This is a genomic window from Niveispirillum sp. CC-CTL257 (genome assembly GCF_059489915.1).
Genome location: NZ_JCAJXE010000003.1, coordinates 783,759 through 804,917, shown reverse-complemented (window position 1 = coordinate 804,917; position 21,159 = coordinate 783,759). Strand labels below are relative to the sequence as shown.

General features: G+C 61.2%; 18 protein-coding genes. 5 read left to right on the top strand and 13 right to left on the bottom strand.

What is annotated here, in order from left to right:
- The first annotated feature begins 134 nt into the window (after nt 1–134).
- Nucleotides 135–422, top strand: a complete 288-nt coding sequence (locus ABC729_RS20255; RefSeq protein WP_495609411.1) for a hypothetical protein — start codon at nt 135–137, stop codon at nt 420–422.
- A gap of 73 nt (nt 423–495) precedes the next feature.
- On the opposite strand, the gene ABC729_RS20250 is transcribed toward ABC729_RS20255, so the two are convergent.
- The 7 genes from ABC729_RS20250 to ABC729_RS20220 form a co-directional block, all read right to left on the bottom strand.
- A complete protein-coding gene (locus ABC729_RS20250) occupies nt 496–927 on the bottom strand; it encodes a DoxX family protein (protein WP_495609410.1) in 432 nt (143 codons plus the stop codon).
- Nucleotides 928–1,124: 197 nt separating this feature from the next.
- Nucleotides 1,125–1,739, bottom strand: coding sequence for a 30S ribosomal protein S4 (rpsD, locus tag ABC729_RS20245; protein WP_054169038.1), 615 nt, complete (start codon nt 1,737–1,739; stop codon nt 1,125–1,127).
- 296 nt (nt 1,740–2,035) lie between these two features.
- Nucleotides 2,036–3,205, bottom strand: a complete 1,170-nt coding sequence (locus ABC729_RS20240) for an amino acid aminotransferase (protein WP_495609409.1) — start codon at nt 3,203–3,205, stop codon at nt 2,036–2,038.
- A 123-nt stretch (nt 3,206–3,328) separates the two neighbouring features.
- Entirely contained in the window at nt 3,329–4,228 is a 900-nt protein-coding gene (locus ABC729_RS20235) for a DMT family transporter (protein ID WP_495609408.1), read from the bottom strand.
- Nucleotides 4,229–4,272: 44 nt separating this feature from the next.
- Entirely contained in the window at nt 4,273–5,172 is a 900-nt protein-coding gene (locus tag ABC729_RS20230) for an RDD family protein (protein WP_495609407.1), read from the bottom strand.
- The gene (locus tag ABC729_RS20225) at nt 5,169–6,743 is read right to left on the bottom strand and encodes an ABC transporter substrate-binding protein (RefSeq protein ID WP_495609406.1); all 1,575 of its coding nucleotides are present in this window, start codon (nt 6,741–6,743) and stop codon (nt 5,169–5,171) included. Before ABC729_RS20225 ends, ABC729_RS20230 begins: the two co-directional genes overlap by 4 nt.
- A gap of 128 nt (nt 6,744–6,871) precedes the next feature.
- A complete protein-coding gene (locus ABC729_RS20220) occupies nt 6,872–7,540 on the bottom strand; it encodes a glutathione S-transferase family protein (protein ID WP_495609405.1) in 669 nt (222 codons plus the stop codon).
- 138 nt (nt 7,541–7,678) lie between these two features.
- Here ABC729_RS20220 and ABC729_RS20215 point away from each other — a divergent pair, with 138 nt between their 5' ends.
- The 3 genes from ABC729_RS20215 (at nt 7,679) to ABC729_RS20205 (ending at nt 10,478) form a co-directional block, all read left to right on the top strand.
- Complete coding sequence (locus ABC729_RS20215) at nt 7,679–9,064, top strand: leucyl aminopeptidase family protein (RefSeq protein ID WP_495609404.1); 1,386 nt, start codon at nt 7,679–7,681, stop codon at nt 9,062–9,064.
- Nucleotides 9,065–9,180: 116 nt separating this feature from the next.
- Nucleotides 9,181–9,627: a MarR family transcriptional regulator gene (locus ABC729_RS20210; RefSeq protein ID WP_495609403.1), complete on the top strand. Its 447-nt coding sequence runs from the start codon at nt 9,181–9,183 to the stop codon at nt 9,625–9,627.
- Entirely contained in the window at nt 9,624–10,478 is an 855-nt protein-coding gene (locus ABC729_RS20205) for a C40 family peptidase (protein ID WP_495609402.1), read from the top strand. The genes ABC729_RS20210 and ABC729_RS20205 overlap by 4 nt, the downstream gene beginning before the upstream one ends.
- Nucleotides 10,479–10,547: 69 nt before the next feature.
- Here the strand turns inward: ABC729_RS20205 and ABC729_RS20200 are convergent, their stop codons facing one another.
- The 6 genes from ABC729_RS20200 to ABC729_RS20175 all read right to left on the bottom strand — a co-directional run bounded on the left by ABC729_RS20200 (nt 10,548) and on the right by ABC729_RS20175 (nt 19,378).
- Nucleotides 10,548–12,248, bottom strand: a complete 1,701-nt coding sequence (locus ABC729_RS20200; RefSeq protein ID WP_495609401.1) for a methyl-accepting chemotaxis protein — start codon at nt 12,246–12,248, stop codon at nt 10,548–10,550.
- Between the two features lie 93 nt (nt 12,249–12,341).
- Nucleotides 12,342–14,327, bottom strand: coding sequence for a TonB-dependent receptor plug domain-containing protein (locus ABC729_RS20195; RefSeq protein ID WP_495609400.1), 1,986 nt, complete (start codon nt 14,325–14,327; stop codon nt 12,342–12,344).
- A 28-nt stretch (nt 14,328–14,355) separates the two neighbouring features.
- Complete coding sequence (locus ABC729_RS20190; RefSeq protein WP_495609399.1) at nt 14,356–14,850, bottom strand: hypothetical protein; 495 nt, start codon at nt 14,848–14,850, stop codon at nt 14,356–14,358.
- Between the two features lie 205 nt (nt 14,851–15,055).
- On the bottom strand, nt 15,056–17,044 hold the full coding sequence (locus ABC729_RS20185; RefSeq protein WP_495609398.1) for a TonB-dependent receptor plug domain-containing protein: 1,989 nt from the start codon (nt 17,042–17,044) through the stop codon (nt 15,056–15,058).
- A 32-nt stretch (nt 17,045–17,076) separates the two neighbouring features.
- Complete coding sequence (locus ABC729_RS20180) at nt 17,077–17,538, bottom strand: hypothetical protein (RefSeq protein WP_495609397.1); 462 nt, start codon at nt 17,536–17,538, stop codon at nt 17,077–17,079.
- A 418-nt stretch (nt 17,539–17,956) separates the two neighbouring features.
- Entirely contained in the window at nt 17,957–19,378 is a 1,422-nt protein-coding gene (locus ABC729_RS20175; RefSeq protein WP_495609396.1) for a porin, read from the bottom strand.
- A gap of 362 nt (nt 19,379–19,740) precedes the next feature.
- Here ABC729_RS20175 and ABC729_RS20170 point away from each other — a divergent pair, with 362 nt between their 5' ends.
- Nucleotides 19,741–20,991, top strand: coding sequence for a hypothetical protein (locus ABC729_RS20170; RefSeq protein ID WP_495609395.1), 1,251 nt, complete (start codon nt 19,741–19,743; stop codon nt 20,989–20,991).
- Nucleotides 20,992–21,159 lie beyond the last annotated feature (168 nt).

Genomic DNA, 21,159 nt, shown 5'->3' with positions numbered 1-21,159 from the left:
CGCAGGGAGTATTTAATTTCATATTTGTAATTGATTTGATAAACAGTAATCGTTGCAATATATTTACTATACAGCTTTCTCGGCTTGGTTAATATCTTGCCTCGGGGCGATTAATAATCGATCTGGAGTTGGGAATGCGTAATGTTGTAATGATCGTCGCATTGTTTTTGCTTGGGGTGTCGTCGGTTTGCGCGCAGCAAGACACGACGCAGACATCAAATGCCATCGTACAGACGGCACCTGCCGACAATGATGGCGGCCGCCTGATCTGCAAGACGGATAAGGAAACCGGATCGCGCGTCAAGCGCAACAAGGTTTGTAAGACCAAGCAGGAATGGGACGATATGCGGCTGAACACCAATAAACAGTTGAATGAGTACAGCAAGCAGGCCCCGGGAAATCCCCGACCGTCAGGTTCATGATCTCCCGACAATGCCAAAGGGCCGCTCCGTTCGGAGCGGCCCTTTCCACATACAGGTAAGAGAGAAGAGCGGATCAAGCCTTGGCGGCCAGCACATTGTCCACCGCCAGGGCACCAGCACCGTTGCCGGCCAGTACCAGGAAACCACCGGCCATGGACAAGTTCTTCCAGAACATGATCGACTGGATATAGGCCATCTGGGCATCCGTCACAGCCCAGTAGTTATGGAACAGGATGGCGGAGAGGACGGAGAAGCCGGCCAAAGCCAGGGCGGCGGCCCGCGTCTGGAAGCCTGCGACGATGAAGGCGCCACCCACCAGTTCCGTCACGATGGCCGCCAGCAGCAGCAGTTCGGACGGCAGCGGCAGACCGGCGGAGCCGACATAGGCGAGGCTGCCCTCCCAACCCGTCACCTTTGACAGGCCGGAGGAGAGGAAAATGGCGGCCAGCAGCACGCGGCCGGCAACGGGGAAGTATTTGGCATTGTTGGCGATCAGCGTATTCATGATCAGGTCCTTGAAGCTTTCAGGTGAGTGGCGCCGGCATGGGGCGCCGTCGTCTTGAGTTGAAAGCTATACCCACCGAACCATTGCGACAATGCGCACTGAATACGATTAATTGTCATGAAAAATGGGACAATATAGATAACAAAAAGGCCGCATCCCGAAGGATGCGGCCTGATCTGTGCCCGAAGGCCCGAAACTTAGCGCGAATAGAATTCGACGACCAGGTTCGGTTCCATCTGGGTCGGGTACGGAACGTCGGCCAGGTTCGGGGCGCGCAGGTAGGTGCCCTTGAAGTTGCCGGTGTCGACGGTCACGTAATCCGGGAAGTCACGCTCGCCGGACTGGATCGATTCCATGATGATGGCGAAGTTCTTGGCCTTGGCGCGCACTTCGACCACGTCATTGTCCTTCACCTGGAAGGACGGAATGTTGACGCGCTTGCCGTTCACCAGGATGTGACCATGGTTAATGATCTGGCGAGCCGAGAACGGGGTCGGAGCGAACTTCATGCGATAGACGACGGCGTCCAGGCGGCGTTCCAGCAGCTGGATCAGGTTCTCGCCCGAGTCACCCTTGCGGCGAACGGCTTCCTGGTACAGCTTGCGGAACTGCTTCTCACCGATATTGCCGTAGTAGCCCTTCAGCTTCTGCTTGGCCATCAGCTGCAGACCGAAGTCCGACGGCTTCTTGCGGCGCTGACCATGCTGGCCGGGGCCATATTCACGCTTGTTGACCGGGGACTTGGCGCGGCCCCACAGGTTCACGCCGAGGCGGCGGTCAATCTTATACTTGGCTTCTTGACGCTTGCTCATCACAAACTCCGTTATGCTGTCCGATGATCAGACAGCGCTGTTGTCCCGGTAGTTCCCTGCCCTTTGCCCATCGGGTTATCCAAAAAGACAAAAGCAGGGACGGGGCGCCAAATGACCGGCGCCCGCCTTCCCAGGAATGGTGGCGGGTATAGAGGATAGCGGGGGCCCTGTCAAACCAGTTGGCGGCCCACCCGCGCAACCCTGCTGGGCGTAGCGCGGATTAGGCGCAAGCCGTAATCCGCGGAAGCACATCGACGTGGCTCCGCGGATTACGCTGCGCTAATCCGCGCTACGGATCACAGACAAGCCGCCAGCGCCGCCGCAAACCGGCCCGCCGTTTCCACCGACAGACCGGCGACATTGATGCGACCGGAGCCGGCCATGTAGACCGCATGTTCCTCGCGCAGGCGTTTCACAACATCGGGTGAGAGCGGCAGCAGGGAGAACATGCCCCGCTGCTGATCCACCCGGCCCAGCACACCGCCATGGGCGGCCAGCGCGGCGCGGATGCCCAGCAACCGGTCGCGCATTGTATCCAGTTCCAGCCGCCAGTCGGCCACCAGGGCGGCATCATCCATCAAAGTGGCGATGACGGCCCCGCCATGGTCGGGCGGCATAGACCAGTTGGCACGCGCCAGGGCCAGTATGTTGGAACCGACACGGTCGGTATCGGCGGCACTGCCGGTCTGTACGAACAGCGCGCCGACACGGTCGCGATAGACGCCAAAATTCTTGTCGCAGGAATAGGCCAGCACAGCCTCCGGACAGGCATCCATCACCATGCGCACGCCGGCGGCGTCCTGCTCCATGCCCAGGCCCAGCCCCTGATAGGCCAGATCCAGGAAGGGCAGGATATTGCGCGATGAAAGGGTGTCGGCGATTGCCCGCCACTGTTCCAGGCTGAAATCAGCGCCGGTCGGGTTGTGGCAGCAACCATGCAGCAGGGCGACATCGCCCGGCTGCGCGCGGTTCAGCGCATCCATGACGGCATCAAAGGTCAGGGTCTGGCTGGCCGGGTCGAAATGTTTGTAGGTCTGGGCCTTCAGGCCGGCAGCGGCCAGGATGGGCGGATGATTGGGCCAGGTGGGTGTGCCCACCCAGACGGTAACGCCGGGCCGGCTGGCCGCGATCAGTTCCGCGCCCAGACGCAGGGCGCCGGTGCCGCCCGGCGTCTGCACACCCGTCAGGCGGCCGCCCAACTCCACATCACCCAGGGCCAGTCGCGCCATGTGGCGGGCGAAGGCGACATTGCCTTCGGGACCCAGATAGGACTTGCTGTCCTGGCTTTCCCACAGCTTGCGTTCCGCCGCCTTGACCGAGCGCATGACGGGCGTATGGCCTTCATCGTCACGGAACACGCCCACGCCCAGGTCGATCTTGCCCGGACGGGGATCGTTGCGGAACATGCCGATCAGGGCCAGAAGGGTGTCGGCGGGCTGTTGAGCCAGCGGCTGAAAGAAGGACATCGGAACCTCGGATGGGCAGGTCAGAACTGTGGTCACAGGATAGGCGTTCGGGAGCGCAATTACTGTGCGAAGTGGGGTTCGGGAAACGCTGATCTGCCTTGCAGGGGCGGTTTCGGTGACGAATTATTGCGCGGGCCGATGGGTCGCCAGCCAGATGCCCGGCAGGACCAGGGCCATGCCCGCCAGATGAAAACCCTCCAGCCGCTCCCCCAGCAGCAGGGCGGCCAAGGCGGCGTTGTAGAGCGGGGTGAGGTAGAGCGTCATGCCGGCCCGTCCTGGCCCGAACACCGTCACCAGCCGCCCATAGACAAGGTAGGAGGCGAGGCCCGGCACCAGGGCCAGGAAGAGCAGGGTGGCGATGGTGCGGAACGATCCGTCCGCCACCTGTCCCATGCCCATTTCCAGCCCATAGAAAGGCAGCATCGCCACCACCCCGCCGGCACAGATGCCGGAGAAGCGGGCAAACGGCGTCAGGCCAGAGGCACGGTGGCGCAGCAGCAGCGAGTAGAAGGCCCAGCCATTGGCCGCCAGCACGATCCAGAGATCCCCCGCCGTGAAATGCAGATGCAGCAGTGCCTTGGGATCGCCCTTGGCGATGACGGTGACCACGCCCGCCAGACTGACCGCCACGCCCGTGGCCTGGATGGCGCTGACCCGTTCCCGCCAGAACAGGCGGCCATAGAGCACGATCAGCACGGGGGCCGAGGCATAAATCAGGCTGATATTTGTGGCTGTCGTCGTTTGTCCCGCCAGATAGACGGGCGCGCCGCAAATGCCCATGCCGAGCGCGCCGAGCAACAGAAACCCGCGCCAGTCGCGCCGCAATTCCGGCCAGCCGGCGATCAGTTCATGGCGGATGAAGGGGGCCAGGATCAAAAGCGCCAGGGTCCAGCGCCAGAACGCCATGGAAACCGCCGGTATCTCCCCCGCCACAAACCGTGCGGCCAGCACGTTCGACCCGAACAAGAGGGGCGAGGCGGCCAGCAGCAGGAACCAGGAGAAGAAAGAGGGGCGGTGCGGCATGGTTGCGGCTATAGGCCGACATCCGGGCGTTGCCAAGTGCCAGATCAGAGATAGAGGCTGAACGGCTTTTGCAGCAGATGCGATGCGAGTGCCTGTGACCCGACGATCAGGAAAGCGATCAGGACTACACAGAGCCACTGTCGGCCGATGCTGGGCCGTGATTGGTAGACATTCATGCCAGTCTGTTCGTCCCACGGAACAGGCCGCGCCCTTTCAAGCAGCGCCTTGCTGTCCAGCATCGTGAAGCAACTGATCGGGGTGATGCCGAACGCGAAACCCTGTTTCCACAGAAGCTTTTGTCGCTGGATAAGGCAACCCAGGCCCGGTTGGGTTCCGTCCTGATAACGCAGATGCAGACCCAGAAGCCATTTGCCCGGTGTCATACCGGTCGCTGACAGCAGCACGGCCTGCAGCAGAAGCCCAACTGGCAGAAGCATGAAGGCCGCCAATAGCCGCAGGCCGTCATGTTCAAGCCGATAGCCGGCCAGTGCCAGCAATAGGGTGAACGTTGCCAGGAGCAGCTGATAATCACAGGCCTGCGCCCAGAATCGGCTCCATGGCGGTGCCAGCCTGGGATTTTCTGGGTTGGGAAGGTCGGCAGGGGCCGGTGCCATGTCGGAGGCATGTTGGCTGGACCGGGCGGTGAGCAATTGATCGGCAAACGACGGGAAGCTGCCGGCCTGCGCCCAGGCGGGCATTCCCGGTGCCCATAGCCAATGCTGGGCATTCAGATCGCCCATCTCCAGCAAATAGCGCAGATGCGAAACCTGTACCGGTCCATAGGCCTTGCCGTTCTGCGCGTACCACCAGCTCTCCATATGAGGCCTTTCGCTAGCGTCGGCTGAGTGGTCGGCTTTGCTCGCTCGCATGCACCTTGCCTCACCCCCCAAATTCGACATGGCACAATGACCAAGGAATGTGGGGTTTCGGTCGGCGACCGTCAACGGGTTGCGGCTTCGCCACGAATCTCTTGTATCAGCAGCAGACGGTCCAGCCGGGGTTGCAATTCCACGCCATTGCGCACAACCCAGCGGCCCTGGGCATGCATCAGCGGTATCCAGGCCACGTCATTGTAAAGGGCCTGGGCCGCTTCCTGCAGCATCAGGTCCCGTTTGCCGGCATCGGCCTCTGACAGGGCGGCGCGTAGCAGCCGGTCGATAACGGGGTTGCAGTAGCCGGCATAATTATGGGCGGCGCGGTTGCGACCATCAGTACCGGTGCCCAGCAGGGCCCGCAGCGAATCCGGCATGTTGCTGGGGTTGAAAATCCAGCCGCCATAGAACAGCTCGAAATCGCCGGTGCGCAGCCGTTCCGTATAGCGTTCCATCGGTTCGATCTGCACCTTGGCCCGCACGCCCACCTTGTCCAGGAAATAGGCGATGGCATCCCCGATCTTGGATTGCAGGGGGGTAACCATCAGGGTCGTGTCAAAGCCCCCGGCCAACCCAGCCTCGGCCAGCAGACGCTTGGCCTCCGACGGGTCATAGACATCGGTGGGAATGGCGGTGGTGTAGCCCGGCATGCCCTTCATGGCGATCTGCCCCGTGGCGGTGCCATAGCCCGGCACAATCCGATCGGCCAGCAACTGTCCGGGAATGGCCAGCATCAGGGCGCGACGCACCCGGACATCGCGGAAGCGATTTGTCTGGCCCTCCGCCGGGGCATGCTGATTGGCTTGAAGATAGGCAACGGCGGCAGAGGGGCCTTCCACAACCGTCACGCCGGGCCGGCTGGCGAAGAAGGGCAGGGCCTCAAGGGAGACGGCGTCCAGGATATCGATCCGTCCCTCCATCATGGCAGCGACCCGCTCGCTCTCCGCCAGTTTGATCAGGCGCACCTGTTCCCAATCGCCCGGGCTGCCCCAATAGCTCGGGTTACGTTCCAGCACGATTTCCTTTTCGCCGAACGTAACAACCCGATAGGGCCCAGTGCCCGCCCGAAAGGCGGGATCGTTGAAGCGGCTGCTGTCGGTCCAGTCGATAAACCCTATGCAACCCTCCGCACTGTAGCTGACGGGGACTTGGTTCTTCTCCGGTGGAGCCGGGATGATGGGAATATTGGCGACATCGCTGGGAAAGATCATCACGGGGTTGTGATGGCGGACCAGGATGCTGTGTGCATCGGGTGCGGTGATCGTCGCTACCTCCGCCAGACGCGCCGCGAAGGGGCGGGGTTCCGGCCCTACCTTGCTCGTCCGGCACATGCTGTAGATCACGTCGCGCGGGGTCAGTAAGCGGCCATTCTGAAAGCGGACACCACGGCGCAGATGGAAAAGCCAGGCACCGTCCGGCAACTGTTCCCAGCTTTCGGCAAGTCTTGGCTTGGGCTGGAAACTGGCGTCGGCATGGGCCAAGCCCTCATAGACCTGATCATGCAGCAGATATTCGTTGCGGTTGGCACCGACATGCGGGTCAGTGCTGCGCGCCAGATTCATCAGGCCGATGCGCAGATCAGCAGCGCCGGCCGCCGTCGCAACCAACAGTGCCAGGGCTGGCAGCAATATTGCCCGCGCCACACGCAGAAACCCCCGGCCCGCCAAACCCGACCTCTTAATTCCCCGAAAGCGCGCCGCCGATGACGGCAGCGCACTTTCTGACATGTCACCCACCAAAGCAATAGGCCGAACTGGGTATTCTTGTGATGTCACATGCCTTCGAAGGCAATGACCCACGGTTCGGCCGCTGCCGCCTGCAGCCAGTCCTGCATAGCCGGCAGCGCATAGATCGTATCCACGTAAGCGGCGGAAATCCCGTCCAGGGGCACGTTCCAGGTGCGCAGACGTGTCGCGACGGGGGCAAACATGGCATCCGCAATGGTGAAGTCGCCGAACAGGAAGGGCCCACCTGCCCCGAATCGGGTCCGGCAATCGGCCCACAGGGCCAGGACCCGGTCGATATCGGATTGGGCCGCCGCCACACGGTCGGGGCGGTGATGGCTGTTCCGCACATCCATGAACAGGTTCTTGCGCAGGTCGGGGAAGCCCGAATGCATCTCCGCCGCCACCGACCGGGCCACGGCGCGCACCGCCGGGTCAGCGGGCCAGAGTTGTGCCGCCGGGAACAGTTCGTTCACATATTCGCAGATGGCCAGACTGTCCCAGACCACCAGATCGCCGTGGCGTAAGGAGGGGGCCTTGCCGTTGGGCGCGTGGGAGAGAAGGGTGGCCTTGGTGTCCGGTTGGCGCAACGGCACCACCACCTCCGCGAATTCAGTGCCGGCATGGCGCAGGGCCAGCCAGGGGCGCAACGACCAGGACGAATAGGCCTTGTTGCCGATCACCAGGGTGAGGGGGGCGGAGTTTCTGTCGGACATTGCGATGGCTCTGCTTCACCGTTGCGGAGAGGAGGACGGGAGAGTAGGGCTGTTGGCGAATGACCGCAAAGCCCCAACTTGGCACGGGGACAATCGCGGCACCCATGCACGACCGCTACAGCCCAAGGACGAGATTTCGTGATCGACCATCTCCTGACAGCCGCCGCTGCCGATACCGTTCCCCTGACGCTGGTGACCAAGGCCGGGCTGGATGCCTGGCTGGGTACCGCATCTCCGGCCGATGCCGCCTGGGTGAAGCGTCTGGGTTTCAAGGCCGCCCCCGGTGCCACCGCCATCCTGCCGGGTACCGATGGACAGATTACACGCGTGCTGGCCGGGGTGGCCGACCGGATCGATATCTGGTCGCTGGCCGGTCTGCCGGGCAGCCTGCCCGCCGGGTCCTACGCGATTGAGGCCGATCTGGATGCCGATACGGCGACGGCCGTGGCCACCGGTTGGGTCCTGGCGACGTATCAGTTCACCCGCTACAAGAAATCCAGCAAGGAATTTGCCAGCCTGGTCCTGCCGGCCAAGGCCGATGCGGCGGCGGTGGTACGGTTTGCCAAGGCGGCCTTCATGGTCCGCGATCTGGTGAACACGCCCTGTGAGGATATGGGCCCGCCGCAGCTGGCCGAGGCGGCACAGAAGCTGGCCGCCGAGTTCGGCGCGAGCTTCAGCGCCATTGTCGGTGATGACCTGCTGACCCAGAACTATCCCATGATCCATGCCGTGGGCCGCGCCGCCGCGCGTGCGCCACGTCTGGTCGAGTTGCGCTGGGGCGATGCTGCCCACCCGCTGGTGACGCTGGTCGGCAAGGGCGTGTGCTTTGACACAGGCGGCCTGGATATCAAGCCGTCGGCGGGCATGCTGCTGATGAAGAAGGATATGGGTGGTGCGGCGCATGCGCTGGGCTTGGCGCGGCTGATCATGGAGGCGAAGCTTCCAGTGCGGCTGCGTGTGCTGGTCCCGGCGGTGGAGAATTCCATTGCCGGCAATGCCTTCCGTCCCATGGATATCATCCCCACCCGCAAGGGCCTGACTGTGGAGATCGGCAATACGGATGCCGAAGGCCGTCTGATCCTGTGTGATGCCTTGACTGAGGCGGACAGCGAGAATCCTGCTCTGCTGCTGGATTTCGCGACCTTGACGGGCGCGGCGCGCGTGGCGCTGGGTCCCGACCTGCCGGCCCTGTTCTCCAACAATGATGCGCTGGCGGCGGAGATCCTGGCCGCGGGGACGGCCACGGACGACCCGCTGTGGCGTCTGCCCCTGTGGCAGGGCTACCGCGCGCAGTTGGACAGCAAGATCGCCGATCTGAACAATGCGCCGGGCGGCGGTATGGCGGGTGCCATCACGGCGGCACTGTATCTGGAACAGTTCGTATCGAAGGACACGGTTTGGGCCCATATGGACCTGTTCTCCTGGAACCAGTCCAACCGTCCGGGTCGCCCGGAAGGGGGGGAGGCTATGACCTTGCGCGCCATGTTCGCGGTTATTGCCAAACGTTTTGGTTCGAAACAGTAACAATCCTTGTTGTCCCGGCTTGCCGAAGGGACTGATCTTCGGCACACTCGCTTCCCGTGCCCGGTTGCGGATATCGCATGGTGCCGGGTATGGGACGCGGGTTCGGGGGGCGGGGCATGTCACGTAACCTAGAGGCGCTGCAACTGTGGCGACGCGCACTGGTCGCCAGTGTGCGCAAGGATGGGCCCGACCTGTCCGCACGGCAGCTGGCGCTGCTGCTCACCGTGTTTCTGACGCCGCCGCCGCACACGGTGCGCGGGCTGGCCGCGACCTTGAACGTGTCAAAGCCCGCCATCACCCGCGCGCTGGACCGGCTGGGCCGGCTGGGCTACATCAAGCGCAAGCGCGATCAGGAGGATCGCCGTAACGTACTGGTCCAGCGGACTGTCAAAGGGTCCGTCTTCCTGGCTGAGTTCGGCCAGATGGTGATCGATGCGGAGAAGGCACCTGTGGTCGGTGAGGAAGGCGGGGTCATTGCCGATCCCGCCCTGGATATCAGTGGTGTCGTCCCGCCCGTGATGGTGGACGGTGCCCGCACGGAAGCCCTGGCCCCTTCGGCATGACCGACCAAGAAAAACCCGATCCCCGCATCCATCCCTATCGGGATGACCTGGCCGCCAGCTATCTGCGCGGTCGCGTAACCGCCGCCCGTTTCATCGATGGCGTGCCTTGCCAGATCAACAGCGGGTTCACCGCCCTGAAGGAGAAGCCGTCCTACGAGGCGCGGCAATCGACCGAGCTGCTGCTGGGCGAAGGCTTCACCGTGCTGGACGAGCAGGATGGCTGGGCCTGGGGGCAGAATGAAACCGATGGCTATGTCGGCTGGCTGCGGGTTGAGGCGCTGGAAGCAGGCCTGACCGAAGCGACGCACAAGGTTACCGCACTTCGGACCTTCTTGCAGCCCGAGCCGGACCTGAAACTGCCATTCCTGGACGTGTTATCCATGGGTGCCTGTGTCGTTGTGACGGGTAAACAGGGGGAATGGTTGCAGGTCGAGGGCGGTGGCTGGGTGCATTCCCGCCATCTGGCCCCGATGGATGACTTTGCTTCTGACTTTGTTGCAGTGGCTGAGCGCTTTATGGGCACGCCCTATCTGTGGGGCGGTCGCACCAGCGTAGGCATTGATTGTTCCGGACTGGTGCAATTGGCCTTGATGGCCGCCGGGGTCGATTGCCCGCGCGACAGTGATCAGCAGGCTGCCGCTGTCGGCACCCTGATCTCCGCCGATGGGGTAGGCGTGGAGTATCGCCGGGGCGATCTGGTGTTCTTCCCCGGTCATGTCGGTATCATGACCAACGCCCATACGCTACTTCATGCCAATGCCTTCCACATGGCGGTGGTGACGGAGCCGCTGGCCGATGTCGTGGCGCGGGCCGGGGCCAAGGGGATCAATGCCGTCAAGCGACCGGGCTGACCGGCTGCACAGAGAAAAGGGCGCCCCCGGTCGGGGGGCGCCCTTTTTTATTGGCTATACGCACGCGGATCAGCCGGCGCGGACCCGCTGCAGGAAGCCATCCACCTCCTGGCGCAGGCGGGCAGCACCGTTGGTCAGCCCCGTCGCCGCCTCACGCAGGCCGCGGGCGGCGTCGCCGGTGCCGGCGGCAACCTGGGCCAGGGACTGCACCTCGCTGGCCGCCTCGCGGCTGGCGGTGGAGGCCGACTGCACCGAGCGGGCGATTTCCTGGGTGGCCATCCGCTGCTGTTCCACCGCTGCTGCCACCGTTGTGCTGACGCTGGACACGTCGCCGATCCGGTCGGTGATCTCGGTCAGGGCACCGACGACGGCGTTGGCGGCGTGGCGGACGGCGCTGATGCGGCGTTCGATTTCTTCCGTCGCCTTGGCGGTCTGGCCGGCCAGTTGCTTGACCTCCGACGCCACCACGGCGAAACCTTTACCGGCCTCTCCGGCGCGGGCGGCCTCGATGGTCGCGTTCAGGGCCAGCAGGTTGGTCTGGCTGGCGATGGCGGAAATCAGGTCAACGACATTCTTGATGCCTTCGGCCTCGCTGCTGAGATTGCGGACAAGGCCGTCGGACCGTTCAACCGCCGCAGAGGCCTGGCGCGTGCTGCCCGTGACGCCTTCAACCTGACGGGCGACGTCATTGAAGGAGACGGCCAGTTCTTCCGCAGCGCTGGCGACCGACTGCACGCCCTGGTCCGAACTTTCGGCGGCGCGAGAGACGTGGCTGGCGGCGGTGCGCCCATCTTCGGCCACCAGACCCAGACGTTCCGCCTCGCTCAACACGGTGCCTGCTGTTTCGCCGACTGTGCGGACGGAGCCCAGCACAGTCGCCTCGAAACTGTCCGCAAGCGCCAGCAGGGCCCGGCGGGCGCGGGCATCCGCTTCCACACGTTCGGCTGACAGGCGGGCAGCTTCCTGCAAGGCTTTTCTGAAGGCAAACAGGCCATCGACCAAGCTGTTCAACTCGTCACTGCGAACCAGCGGAGCCGGATCGACCGACAGGTCATTGGCGGCGAGCCGACCCATCGCCTGCGCGATCCCATCGATCCCGTTGCGGACCAGTCTGGTGATGAAAAACACCAGCAGGGATACGATAGCCAAAGCGATCAGGAGGCCCAGAACCAGCAGCCATGATGCCGTTACAGCGCTTTGCGCCTGACGCTCCACGCTGGTACGGGCGTCGGCCTGGATCTGGGCCATCGCCGTGTCCAGGGCGGCAACGATGACCTGTACCTTTTCATTGAAGGGCAGAACGGCACCGGCCGCCGTGGCGATATCGACCTCCAGCATGGTGGAGACGACGTCTACTGCGCCGCTGAACCCGTCCAGTTCCGCCGCTGACGCCTTTACCGTTGCTTTCAGCTTGGGATCGGCGATGGTGTCGGAAATGACCGTCAGACGCTGCGCCTCATTGGCGATGGCAGTCTTAACGGATTCCAGTTCCTTGATAGCGCCCGCAGCGGGATTGCCGCCCGCCACCGACAGAACCGCGAAATAGGCCGAGCCCAAACTGCCCTTCAGCTCCGCCACCAGATTCTGCATCTCGGTTGCCCTGGCCAGCTTCTCATCCACCAGGACGCGGGTTTCCGCCGCCTGCGAACGCAGTTCGATAATGGAAAGCCCGCCCAGTACCAGCATGGCGAGAGCGGCGACGATGGGACCGGCCATCAGCTTGGCCAGCAGTGACAACCGGTCCAGACGAGCGAGAATTGTATGATGCATATTTATTATCCTTGTGCGTCAGCCCGGACGGCGGGTTTAAAAAGGCTGACGAGAGTCGGGCCTTCAGGAGAAGACCCGACCCCCGTTGTCGGATCAGAACGACTGAGACAGGCTCAGATAGACTCGGCGTTCCGTTTCAAGCACCGACGTTGCCTGCGTGCTGGCGCGGAGGAAGTCTGTCGCGGTTGCCCGCACCTCGGTGCCCGTGGAGAAGGTGTAGGCAACCGAAGCAGTGCCGCTTACATAGGAGTCGATCTTGGTCGGTATCAGGAAGCCGGTTTGAGTACCGGTTCCCGGTCGCAACTGATATCGGCCGGATTGCCAAGTCAAACCCAGATCCGCAGACAAGGCGCCGCTCGTCCAGCCGATATTGCCTTGCAGCTTATGTTTGGGGGTGGCCTTTTCATAATAGACAGGCCGGGTGGGTAGGGGGCCCTTGTTAATCGTCAGGTTATCGTCGATGTCTGTCCAAGTGTAGGATGCGCTATAGGTGACGCCGCCGGCAATAGCACCCCTGATGTCGGCCTCCATGCCCCAGGAAGAGGATTCACCGGCATTAATGAAGGTCTGGGTCAAGGTGCCATTGATCAGGACCCGGTCCGCCGTGCCGCCAGTGGTCGCCTTGACGTCCTTGGTCTGCTGGCGATAAGCGGTGATGCCGAAGCTGCCATTGATCGCCGGCAGCGCATGGTCATACCCCAGTTCGAAACTACTGATGCTGGCAGGTTTCAGCTTCGGATTGCCGACTGTGCCAGCGCCGTAGAAGCCACCAAGTTCAAACATGGCCGGCAATTGATTAGCCAGACCATAAGTGAAGCGAAGCGTATCTTCAGATGTGGGCTTATAGACCAAGCCGCTGTTGAGGCTGACCTTCGTCATCTTGGTGTTGAACTCGGACAGCAAGCGCGGCGTCATCGCTGCACCTTCGTAGCCCAGATTGAAATTATCGACCCGCGCAGCGTTGGTGAAGGAGACATTGTCCGAGACTTTCCAGTCCCACATCAGCGAGCCAGCAAAGATGTCAGCGCTGATCCGACCCCCCGGCGATGGCCAGCGTCCCATTTCGGAGCGACGATATTCACCGGTAATTTTCACGGTGTGATCTGTGTTTAGCTGGATCAGATCAGATATCTGCGCAACCGTGAGGCGCGCGTCGGATGCCGTGCCAAGACCAAGGTAATCAAAGTCCAGCCAATTGCGATAAACGGAGAGGTTTACCAGTCCAACTTCACCAGCGTCGACGTCGACATCGAGCTTTGCAGCTCGTGCGACATAGTCAATCGCGAAGTAGGTGTTGGTCGTCGTGTAGTTATCCTGGAGAGAGTAGCTACGAGACAGCTCAAGGCCCACCTGAATATTGTCGGCCACCTGCGCCACACCAGATGCGGAAACATGGTTGGCCTCCATATCCCGCAGGCGGTTACGCTCTGTCGCGGTGAGGTTCCCGCGCTGGAACTCATCAGCCTCCTTGTAGCCAGCGGAGAGCTTCAGTCCCAAGCTGTCGCCAAACTTGAGCGTCTTAACCATATTGGCTTCGCGCTTGTCATTATTGCCGGCGCGCAGCGTAGCGTTACCCGTCTCATCATACAGCGGGTTCACCGTAATGATGTTGATCACGCCGGCCACGGCATTGAAGCCATAGATGGCCCCAACCGGACCCTTGACGATCTCAATCTGCTTGATTTCGGCCAAGGTCACCGGGATGGTGTTCCACACGACCATGGCATAATGGTCGTTGAACACTTGGCGTCCATTGACGCGCACCAGCAGGCGTCCGTAATGGCCATGGTTGTAACCACGGATGGCCACATCGGCGGCACCGGTGCCCCAGCGCAGAACATCCAAACCGCTATAGCGGTTCAGAATGTCGGGAAGGTTGTCCAGGCCGCTAGCCTTGATGTCTGCGGCGCTGATGATGCGCAGCGATGCCGGGGCGTCGGATGCCACCTGCGGCTTACCCGTGGCGCTGGTTGTCACCGGCTGGCCGAACGCGTCCTGGAGAGCGGTATAGTTGATCGTCTGGGCATTGGCGCCGACGGCGATGAGCGTGGTGGCGCCCAACAGTACGGATTTCTTCATTTTTATCACTCCTGGTGGTTCGTCGGGCTCAGTGCGCCGTTACGAGCATCTGGAAATTTTTGTCGAAGCTGACGCCTGCTTTGGCCAGGGCAGCCGTGTTCACGTGATACTTGGCGGCCCCGGAAGCCTGGCGCTCCACGGCCAGAGCGCATTTGCCGGCTTCCATACAGGACATGTCCCCAATGACCAGTTGGCCCGGCGCTGCCTTGCCGGAGACATCCACAGGGCCCACGACAACCACCGCAACGGCCCCCGCAAGGTCGCCACCCGCGCCAGTGACCACCTTTGCGTTTACATCTGCGCCTAGGGCCGCTTTGACAGCGTCGCCGGCTGGAGCGCTGTCAGCAACGATGGTGATCGGGGTCGGCTTTTGCGGCTTCGGTTGCAGAAAGTTAAGGGCTTTGACCGCGACGGTGGCCGTTGGGCCATCTACGGTCGCTAAAGCCGGGCTGGTGCAGAGCAAGGCTGGCAAGGACATTACCAGACTGAAGCGTCGAAGAAAGTTGGCGTGCAGGTTCTTCATGGCTTTTCCGTTCTTCTGCCTTTTTTAGGGAGTAGACAATGCGTTAGAGAGTAATTTGAATACAAATTCCAAATAAATGATATATATTCAAAAGGGTATAATGTTTAACATGCATATGAATGACTGTTCTTATGATGTGATTAAGCGGCATTAATTTTATTAATCTCACAACCCCGTAATAATACGGGGTTGTGAGATTGGTGTATCAGAACTTCTGGGAAACGCTGGCATAGACGCGGCGTTCGGTTTCCAGGGCCGAACCCAGCGCCGTTTCCGTTCGCAGGAAATCGCTGGCAGTGACGCGGACCTCTGTCCCCGTTTCGAACAGGTAGCCGATGCTGGCCGTACCGGTCCAAGTGCTGTCAATTGGGAACAGGCCCTGACCACCGGTCACGGGACGCAGCAGCGTCCGCTTGGACTGCCAGGACAGGTTCAGGTCGGTGGACAGCGCCCCGTCCGACCAGCCTACATTGCCTTGCAACTTGTGACGCGGCGCTGCGCCTTCGAACTTTACCGGACGGGTGGCGATGGCGCCCTTGTTCACAGTCAGATCATCATTGATGTCATTCCAGGAATAGGAGGCGCCATAGCGGACGCCATTCATGGTGCGTCCATCAAACGCCGCCTCGAAGCCCCAGGAGGCACTGTCGCCGGCATTGATCACGATGGAGGCCGGGCGGCCATTCACGACGCTGATATCAGAACCCAGGAACGACTTGATATCGTCCGTGGTCTGCCGGAAGACCGATAGATGCACCCCGCCATTGATGGCTGCCAGGGCGCGGTCATACCCCAGCTCATAGCTCTGTACCTTACTGGGCTTGATGTGGGGATTGCCCGCCGAAGCGAAGAGGCCGGCTGCGGTGACGGTCGGCAGATAGAAGCCACCCAGTTCCAGAATGGACGGAAGCTGATTGGCCAAGCCATAGGTGGCGCGCAGCGTATCGACATCCGTCGCCTTGTAGACCAGACCGCTATTCACGCTGATCTTGCTGATCGAACGGTCGAAATCAGCGGCGACATAGGGCGGGGAGGCAGCACCGGAATAGCTCAGGTCCAGCCAGTCAGAGCGAAGGGCGTTGGTGAAGGACAGCTTGTCGGTCAGGCGCCAGTCCCACATGCCGGCCACGGCCCAAACGTCATAGGAGATGGTGGCACCGGGAGCCGGGAAACGGCCCATGCTGTTGTGGCGGTATTCACCGGAAATCTTAACCGTGTGGTCGGTGCCGATCTGGATCAGGTCCGACAATTGCACCACGCTGGTGGTCACGTCCGACTTACCGATGCCGAAATACTCGAAATCCAGCCAGTTGCGGTAGGCGGTGAAGGATACAAGACCGGCAGCGCCGGCATCGCCGATCAGGTCCAGCTTGGCCGACTTCGCCAGATAATCGTCGCCATACAGGCTATTGGTCGCGATCATGTCGGTCTGCTTCATCTTGGAGCGGGTCAACTCCAACCCGCCCTGAATGCTGTCCGTCAGCTGCGCCAGGGCGCCGACTGCCACATAGGACGATTCTGGGTCCAGCAGACGGCCACGCTCCACGGCGGTAATCGCACCCTGGTTAAACTCGTCCTGTTCCTTGTAGCCGGCAGAGAAGCGCAGGCCGAAACTGTCGGAAACCTTCAGATTCTTCGACAGTCCGATTTCGCGGGCGCCATTATTGCCGAAGCGGACGGTGGCGGTGCCATCGTTGTCATAAAGCGGATTCTGGGTGATGATATTGACCACGCCCGCCACGGCGTTGAAGCCGTAGATGGCGCCGACTGGGCCCTTCACGACTTCGATCTGCTTGATTTCCGACAGTTGCACCGGGATGGTCGACCAGTTCACTAGCGCGTAATGGTCGGAATAAACCTGACGACCATTCAGCAGGACCAGCAGGCGCGGACTGTTGGGTTGGTTGTAACCGCGCATCCCGATATCAACGCTGCCAGCACCCCAGCGCAGCAGATCGATACCGCCGACGCGGGCCAGAATATCGGGCAGATTATCAAGGCCGGTCGCCTTGATGTCTTCGACCGTGATGATGTGCAGGGCGGCTGGGGCATCGGCGGCAACCTGCGGCTTGCCCGTCACGCTGGTGGTCACGGGCTGGCCGAACGCATCCTGAAGGGCGGTGTAGTTGATGGTCTGAGCGTTGGCACCGACGGCAAGAAGGGCAGTTGCGCCGAGCAGAATAGATTTCTTCATTTACGAGGACTCCTGGTGGTCTTGGCGCCGACTTAATGCGCGGTCACGAGCATCTGGAAATTCTTGTCGAAGCTGACGCCGGCCTTCGCCAGGGCTGCCGTGTTGACATGGTACTTGGCGGCGCCGGAGGCTTGGCGTTCCACCGCGAGGGCGCATTTGCCGGCTTCCATGCAGGCCATGTCGCCGATTACCAGTTGGCCTGTGGCAGCCTTGCCGGAAACGTCGGCGCCGCCGATCACGATGACCGCGATGGCGCCGGTCACGTCGCCAGCGCTGTCAATGACCTTAGCCGTCACATCAGCACCAAGAGCGGACTTGACCGCATCGCCCGCGGCTGTCTGGCCGCTTGCCGTCACGATGGTGACAGGCGTCGGCTTGGCAGGCTTGGGCTGAAGGAAATTCAGGGCCTTCACAGCGACAGTGGCGGTGGGGCCATCGACCGTTGCCATGGCCGGGGCAGCATAAATGAGTATCGGCAGCAGCAGTCCGGCCATCAGGCCACGCCGTGCCGGTGAACGCAGATCGCGCATTGTGTCTCCAGTTTGGCAGGAGGAAGGAATTGCTCCTTCCACAATGCGTATGACTAAAGGATCAATGCGTCACTACGGCCTATATAATCCGTCTGGTTAGGTTTCCAAAGAAAAACAGCGACTTTTTCGTGTTGTGATATTAAGGCAACATATTATGGTAACCAGGTATATACGTTCGTATATGTCCTCGTAGTGATCCATCAGTTTAGTATTTCATTAACAACTTTAGCGTTCGCATCATTAGCAATCATATTCATGCACATATGCTGGATTCCGATCGACAAAAAAACCCACCGACCCCTGAGGGAGCCGGTGGGCTGGTAGACGCGAGAGACTGAAAACAGTTCCACCCGACGAGAGCAAGGTGGAACCAGGACGCGGATCAGAACTGGAACTGCATGCGGACGGCGGTCAGATCCAGCTCGACTTCCTGGCCATTGGCGCGTTCGGTCTTGCTGATGACGTGGTTCAGCATGAAGCGCACGGCCGGGTTGACGTACCAGTTCAGGCCCAGCGTCCAGTTGGTTTCCTTGCCGGCAGTGCCGGTGCTGATGCCGGCGGCCCGGTCGATCAGGTCAACCTGGCTGTAGCGGGCGGCAACTTCCCAGGCGCCAAAGCCGTTCTGACCAACGGGCCAGGAGGGCTTCACACCCGACCATTCGCCGATATTGTAGTTACGGCGCTCGCCCGTCAGGATGTAGCCGGCGGACAGGTAGTAGCCGCTGAACTCCGGATCGGCCAGGGTCTGGACAGCGCCCGAGGCGGTGCGGTCGGCATATTCAGCGCCGAAATTGTAGTACTCGGCGGCGGCCCAGAAGCTCTTATAGTTCACGCCCAGGTCGGCGCCATAGGCATAGGCGCTGTCGATCTGGTTCACCGTGACGTTGGTCAGGCGGTAGGAGGTGTCGGTGCCGCCGATGCGCAGGCCCGGACGGTCGCCGAAGCCGATGTTGGAGGTGGCCGTGCCAGCGGTCACCGGGCGCGCGGTCGCCTGCGGGGTGGTCTGCAGGACGCCGGAAACGCCGATACCAGCCGAACCTTCATTGGCCTGCCAGAAGGCGTAGGCAGCGCGGCCCAGCAGGTTGACCTGATCGTCGAAGCTGCCGGTGGTGTTGGTGGAGTTGCCGGTGACGTAGGCGGCCACGAAATGGCTGGTGCCCTTGTTGGTCACGCCGATGGCTGTACGGCTGTCGGAACCACCGATGCCGACGACGATGTTGCCGATCGGGGCGCGTTCCATGAAAGCGATGTCGTTGGAGGACGTGCTGTCATCCAGCGTGAACTTCGGCTGCATCACGCCCGCCACCAGGGTCCAGCCCGGGATGCCGGTATAGCCGATATTGGCGGCCTGGATCTGCGCGCCGCCGCCACGATTGCCGGCGAAGTTGGCGGTCACTTCATAGGTCCAGTCAGTGTAGACCTTGCCGGCCACGCCCAGGAAGGCGCGGCGGATGCCGAAGCCATCAGTGCCGTCGGCGGTGAAGTTCTTACCACCATTGCCGAAGCCATAGTCCATGTGGAGACGGGCGCGGATGGCCGCGTCAAAGGCCTTGTCAGCGGTCTGAACGCGGATGCGGCCACCATCGGCGGTCACCTTCGGCATCGCCTCCAACGCCTTCTTGTTGGCAGCGCTTTCCTTGGCAACCGAATCCTTCAGCGAGGTCAGCTGGCCCTGCAGGGCCTGGATCTGGGCGGCCAGGGCGTCGATCTGGGCCTGGGACGGGGCGGCGGACTGGGCCACGGCCGGGCCGGCGGCCAGAACGGCGACGGCGGCGCCGACCAGCAGGGTGGACTTGAGGCTCATTGTTGTTCTCCGGTGGGATCTCGCGGGCGACAAAGCCTGTCAGCGTGCCGATCCCCATCACCGGGTATGTATCGACAGTGCCTCAGGCCCCGGCGGAGGGCTAACAGAGGGGTATTGCCGATTTGATGCGGTTTTATTACGTCTTCATGACACGCCAGACCTGTTGCATTATAGGTACTATCGTTTGTCAGCTTCTGACGGTGTGCTGATCCAGCCCCCGGGTCCTGGGCCTATCCGGAGTGGATTTGGCCTTAACTGGCCCTCCAGAAATGGACCTCCCTCATCGCTTGAGTATTATGATATTGCGTTACCCTGGCGGGTGACTATGAGGGGAATAAAAAATGTGTATGAGAAGGAAGTTTTTGTCCAAATCTGTGATTGTATTTACAATTATACTTGCGCTGGGGTCAACGGGCCCCGTCCAATCACAAGGTATTGAGACTAACAAATCGAAGCAGATGGAGGAGTTGTTTGTTGCTTCGTTGTTGCCAGTCAAGCTAACAGAAGGTTACTTGTCCGGGCCTGGTGCAGAATTTTTAACCAGGAAAGCAAAGGAGTCGAAGTTTTTTCTGCTTGGTGAAGATCACGGGGTCGCCGGCATCGCGCATTTCGCTGGTGCCCTTGCGCCAATTATGAAATCAGCCGGATATCGCCACGTTACAGTAGAGGTTGACCCGTGGATGGGTGCCCGTATGGAAACGGCCTTGCGTGCAGGCGGTGTCGAGGGGTTGGAGCGTTTGCTTTATCCAGATCAGCCATTGGCGTTACCATTCTTCCACTGGAGGGAGGAGACAGAGGCGGCGCAACGACTGCTGTCGCTCGGCCCCGACAATGTCTTATGGGGTGTCGATCAGGCATTTATCGGCGCGGCCAATTTGCATCTCCGGCAGATCGAAGACAATGCAATCAACCCAGCTGCGCGCGCAACGGCCGCGGCACTTGTGGCAGAGTCCCAGGGAAAACTAGACTTTCTCGGCAAGGTGGATGTCGCGCGCTTGCGAACATTGCGCGCTCAACTTGTAGACCAGCGGGACGCACCGCTGGCCAGGCTCGCAGATGGACTTATTCAATCGGCTATTCTCTACCAGCCGTTTGTTTCAGGTTCTGGTCTTAGCGTATGGGCTTCCAATGATCAGCGTGAAGAGCTGATCAAGCGCAACTTTATGACTTACTATCGGAGCGCGACGGATAAGCAGGGCAAGGGTCCACGCGTGTTTCTGAAAATGGGTGCGACCCATTTATCGGGTGGTATCTCCATGACCGGTATCAAATCATTTGGCGGATTCTTGGATGCGTTGGCCGTAATGGAGGGGGAGAGATCCTTCTCACTTTTAGCCTTATGCGGGCCGGGAAGCAAGAATGCACAGATATTTGGCCCTCCTGGAGATTGCACGGCAAAGTTTGCCGAGATGTTCGGCGATCTGGGTGCGTTGTTGAGCGATCAGCCGTTCGTCGTCGTCGATCTTGGGCCGTGGAAGCAACAACCCGACCGATGGAAGCACCTACCTGAGACAGGGCGCGATTTCTTTTGGAATTATGACGCTGTCCTGATCGTTTCCGGAAGCGCGCCGTCCACCATGTTACGACCGCTGGATATGAAGCCTCCGCAGTAATCTTGCGGTATATTCGATCCATAAACGGCAACGCATGAGCATGCAATCCACTTGGTCGGTGCGAATGTTCCGACCAAGTGGTAACGGCGTTGGATCGGGCTGAACTGTACCGCTTCATAAAACCGCAATCTTTTCATAAAACTGTCATCTGAGTAGTCTGCCGTCAGC

Coding starts and splice junctions, on each gene's coding strand:
- ABC729_RS20255 (WP_495609411.1), top strand. CDS start 135: ATGCGTAATGTTGTAATGATCGTCGCATTGTTTTTGCTTGGGGTGTCG.
- ABC729_RS20250 (WP_495609410.1), bottom strand. CDS start 927: ATGAATACGCTGATCGCCAACAATGCCAAATACTTCCCCGTTGCCGGC.
- rpsD (WP_054169038.1), bottom strand. CDS start 1,739: ATGAGCAAGCGTCAAGAAGCCAAGTATAAGATTGACCGCCGCCTCGGC.
- ABC729_RS20240 (WP_495609409.1), bottom strand. CDS start 3,205: ATGTCCTTCTTTCAGCCGCTGGCTCAACAGCCCGCCGACACCCTTCTG.
- ABC729_RS20235 (WP_495609408.1), bottom strand. CDS start 4,228: ATGCCGCACCGCCCCTCTTTCTTCTCCTGGTTCCTGCTGCTGGCCGCC.
- ABC729_RS20220 (WP_495609405.1), bottom strand. CDS start 7,540: ATGTCCGACAGAAACTCCGCCCCCCTCACCCTGGTGATCGGCAACAAG.
- ABC729_RS20210 (WP_495609403.1), top strand. CDS start 9,181: ATGTCACGTAACCTAGAGGCGCTGCAACTGTGGCGACGCGCACTGGTC.
- ABC729_RS20205 (WP_495609402.1), top strand. CDS start 9,624: ATGACCGACCAAGAAAAACCCGATCCCCGCATCCATCCCTATCGGGAT.
- ABC729_RS20200 (WP_495609401.1), bottom strand. CDS start 12,248: ATGCATCATACAATTCTCGCTCGTCTGGACCGGTTGTCACTGCTGGCC.
- ABC729_RS20195 (WP_495609400.1), bottom strand. CDS start 14,327: ATGAAGAAATCCGTACTGTTGGGCGCCACCACGCTCATCGCCGTCGGC.
- ABC729_RS20190 (WP_495609399.1), bottom strand. CDS start 14,850: ATGAAGAACCTGCACGCCAACTTTCTTCGACGCTTCAGTCTGGTAATG.
- ABC729_RS20185 (WP_495609398.1), bottom strand. CDS start 17,044: ATGAAGAAATCTATTCTGCTCGGCGCAACTGCCCTTCTTGCCGTCGGT.
- ABC729_RS20180 (WP_495609397.1), bottom strand. CDS start 17,538: ATGGCCGGACTGCTGCTGCCGATACTCATTTATGCTGCCCCGGCCATG.
- ABC729_RS20175 (WP_495609396.1), bottom strand. CDS start 19,378: ATGAGCCTCAAGTCCACCCTGCTGGTCGGCGCCGCCGTCGCCGTTCTG.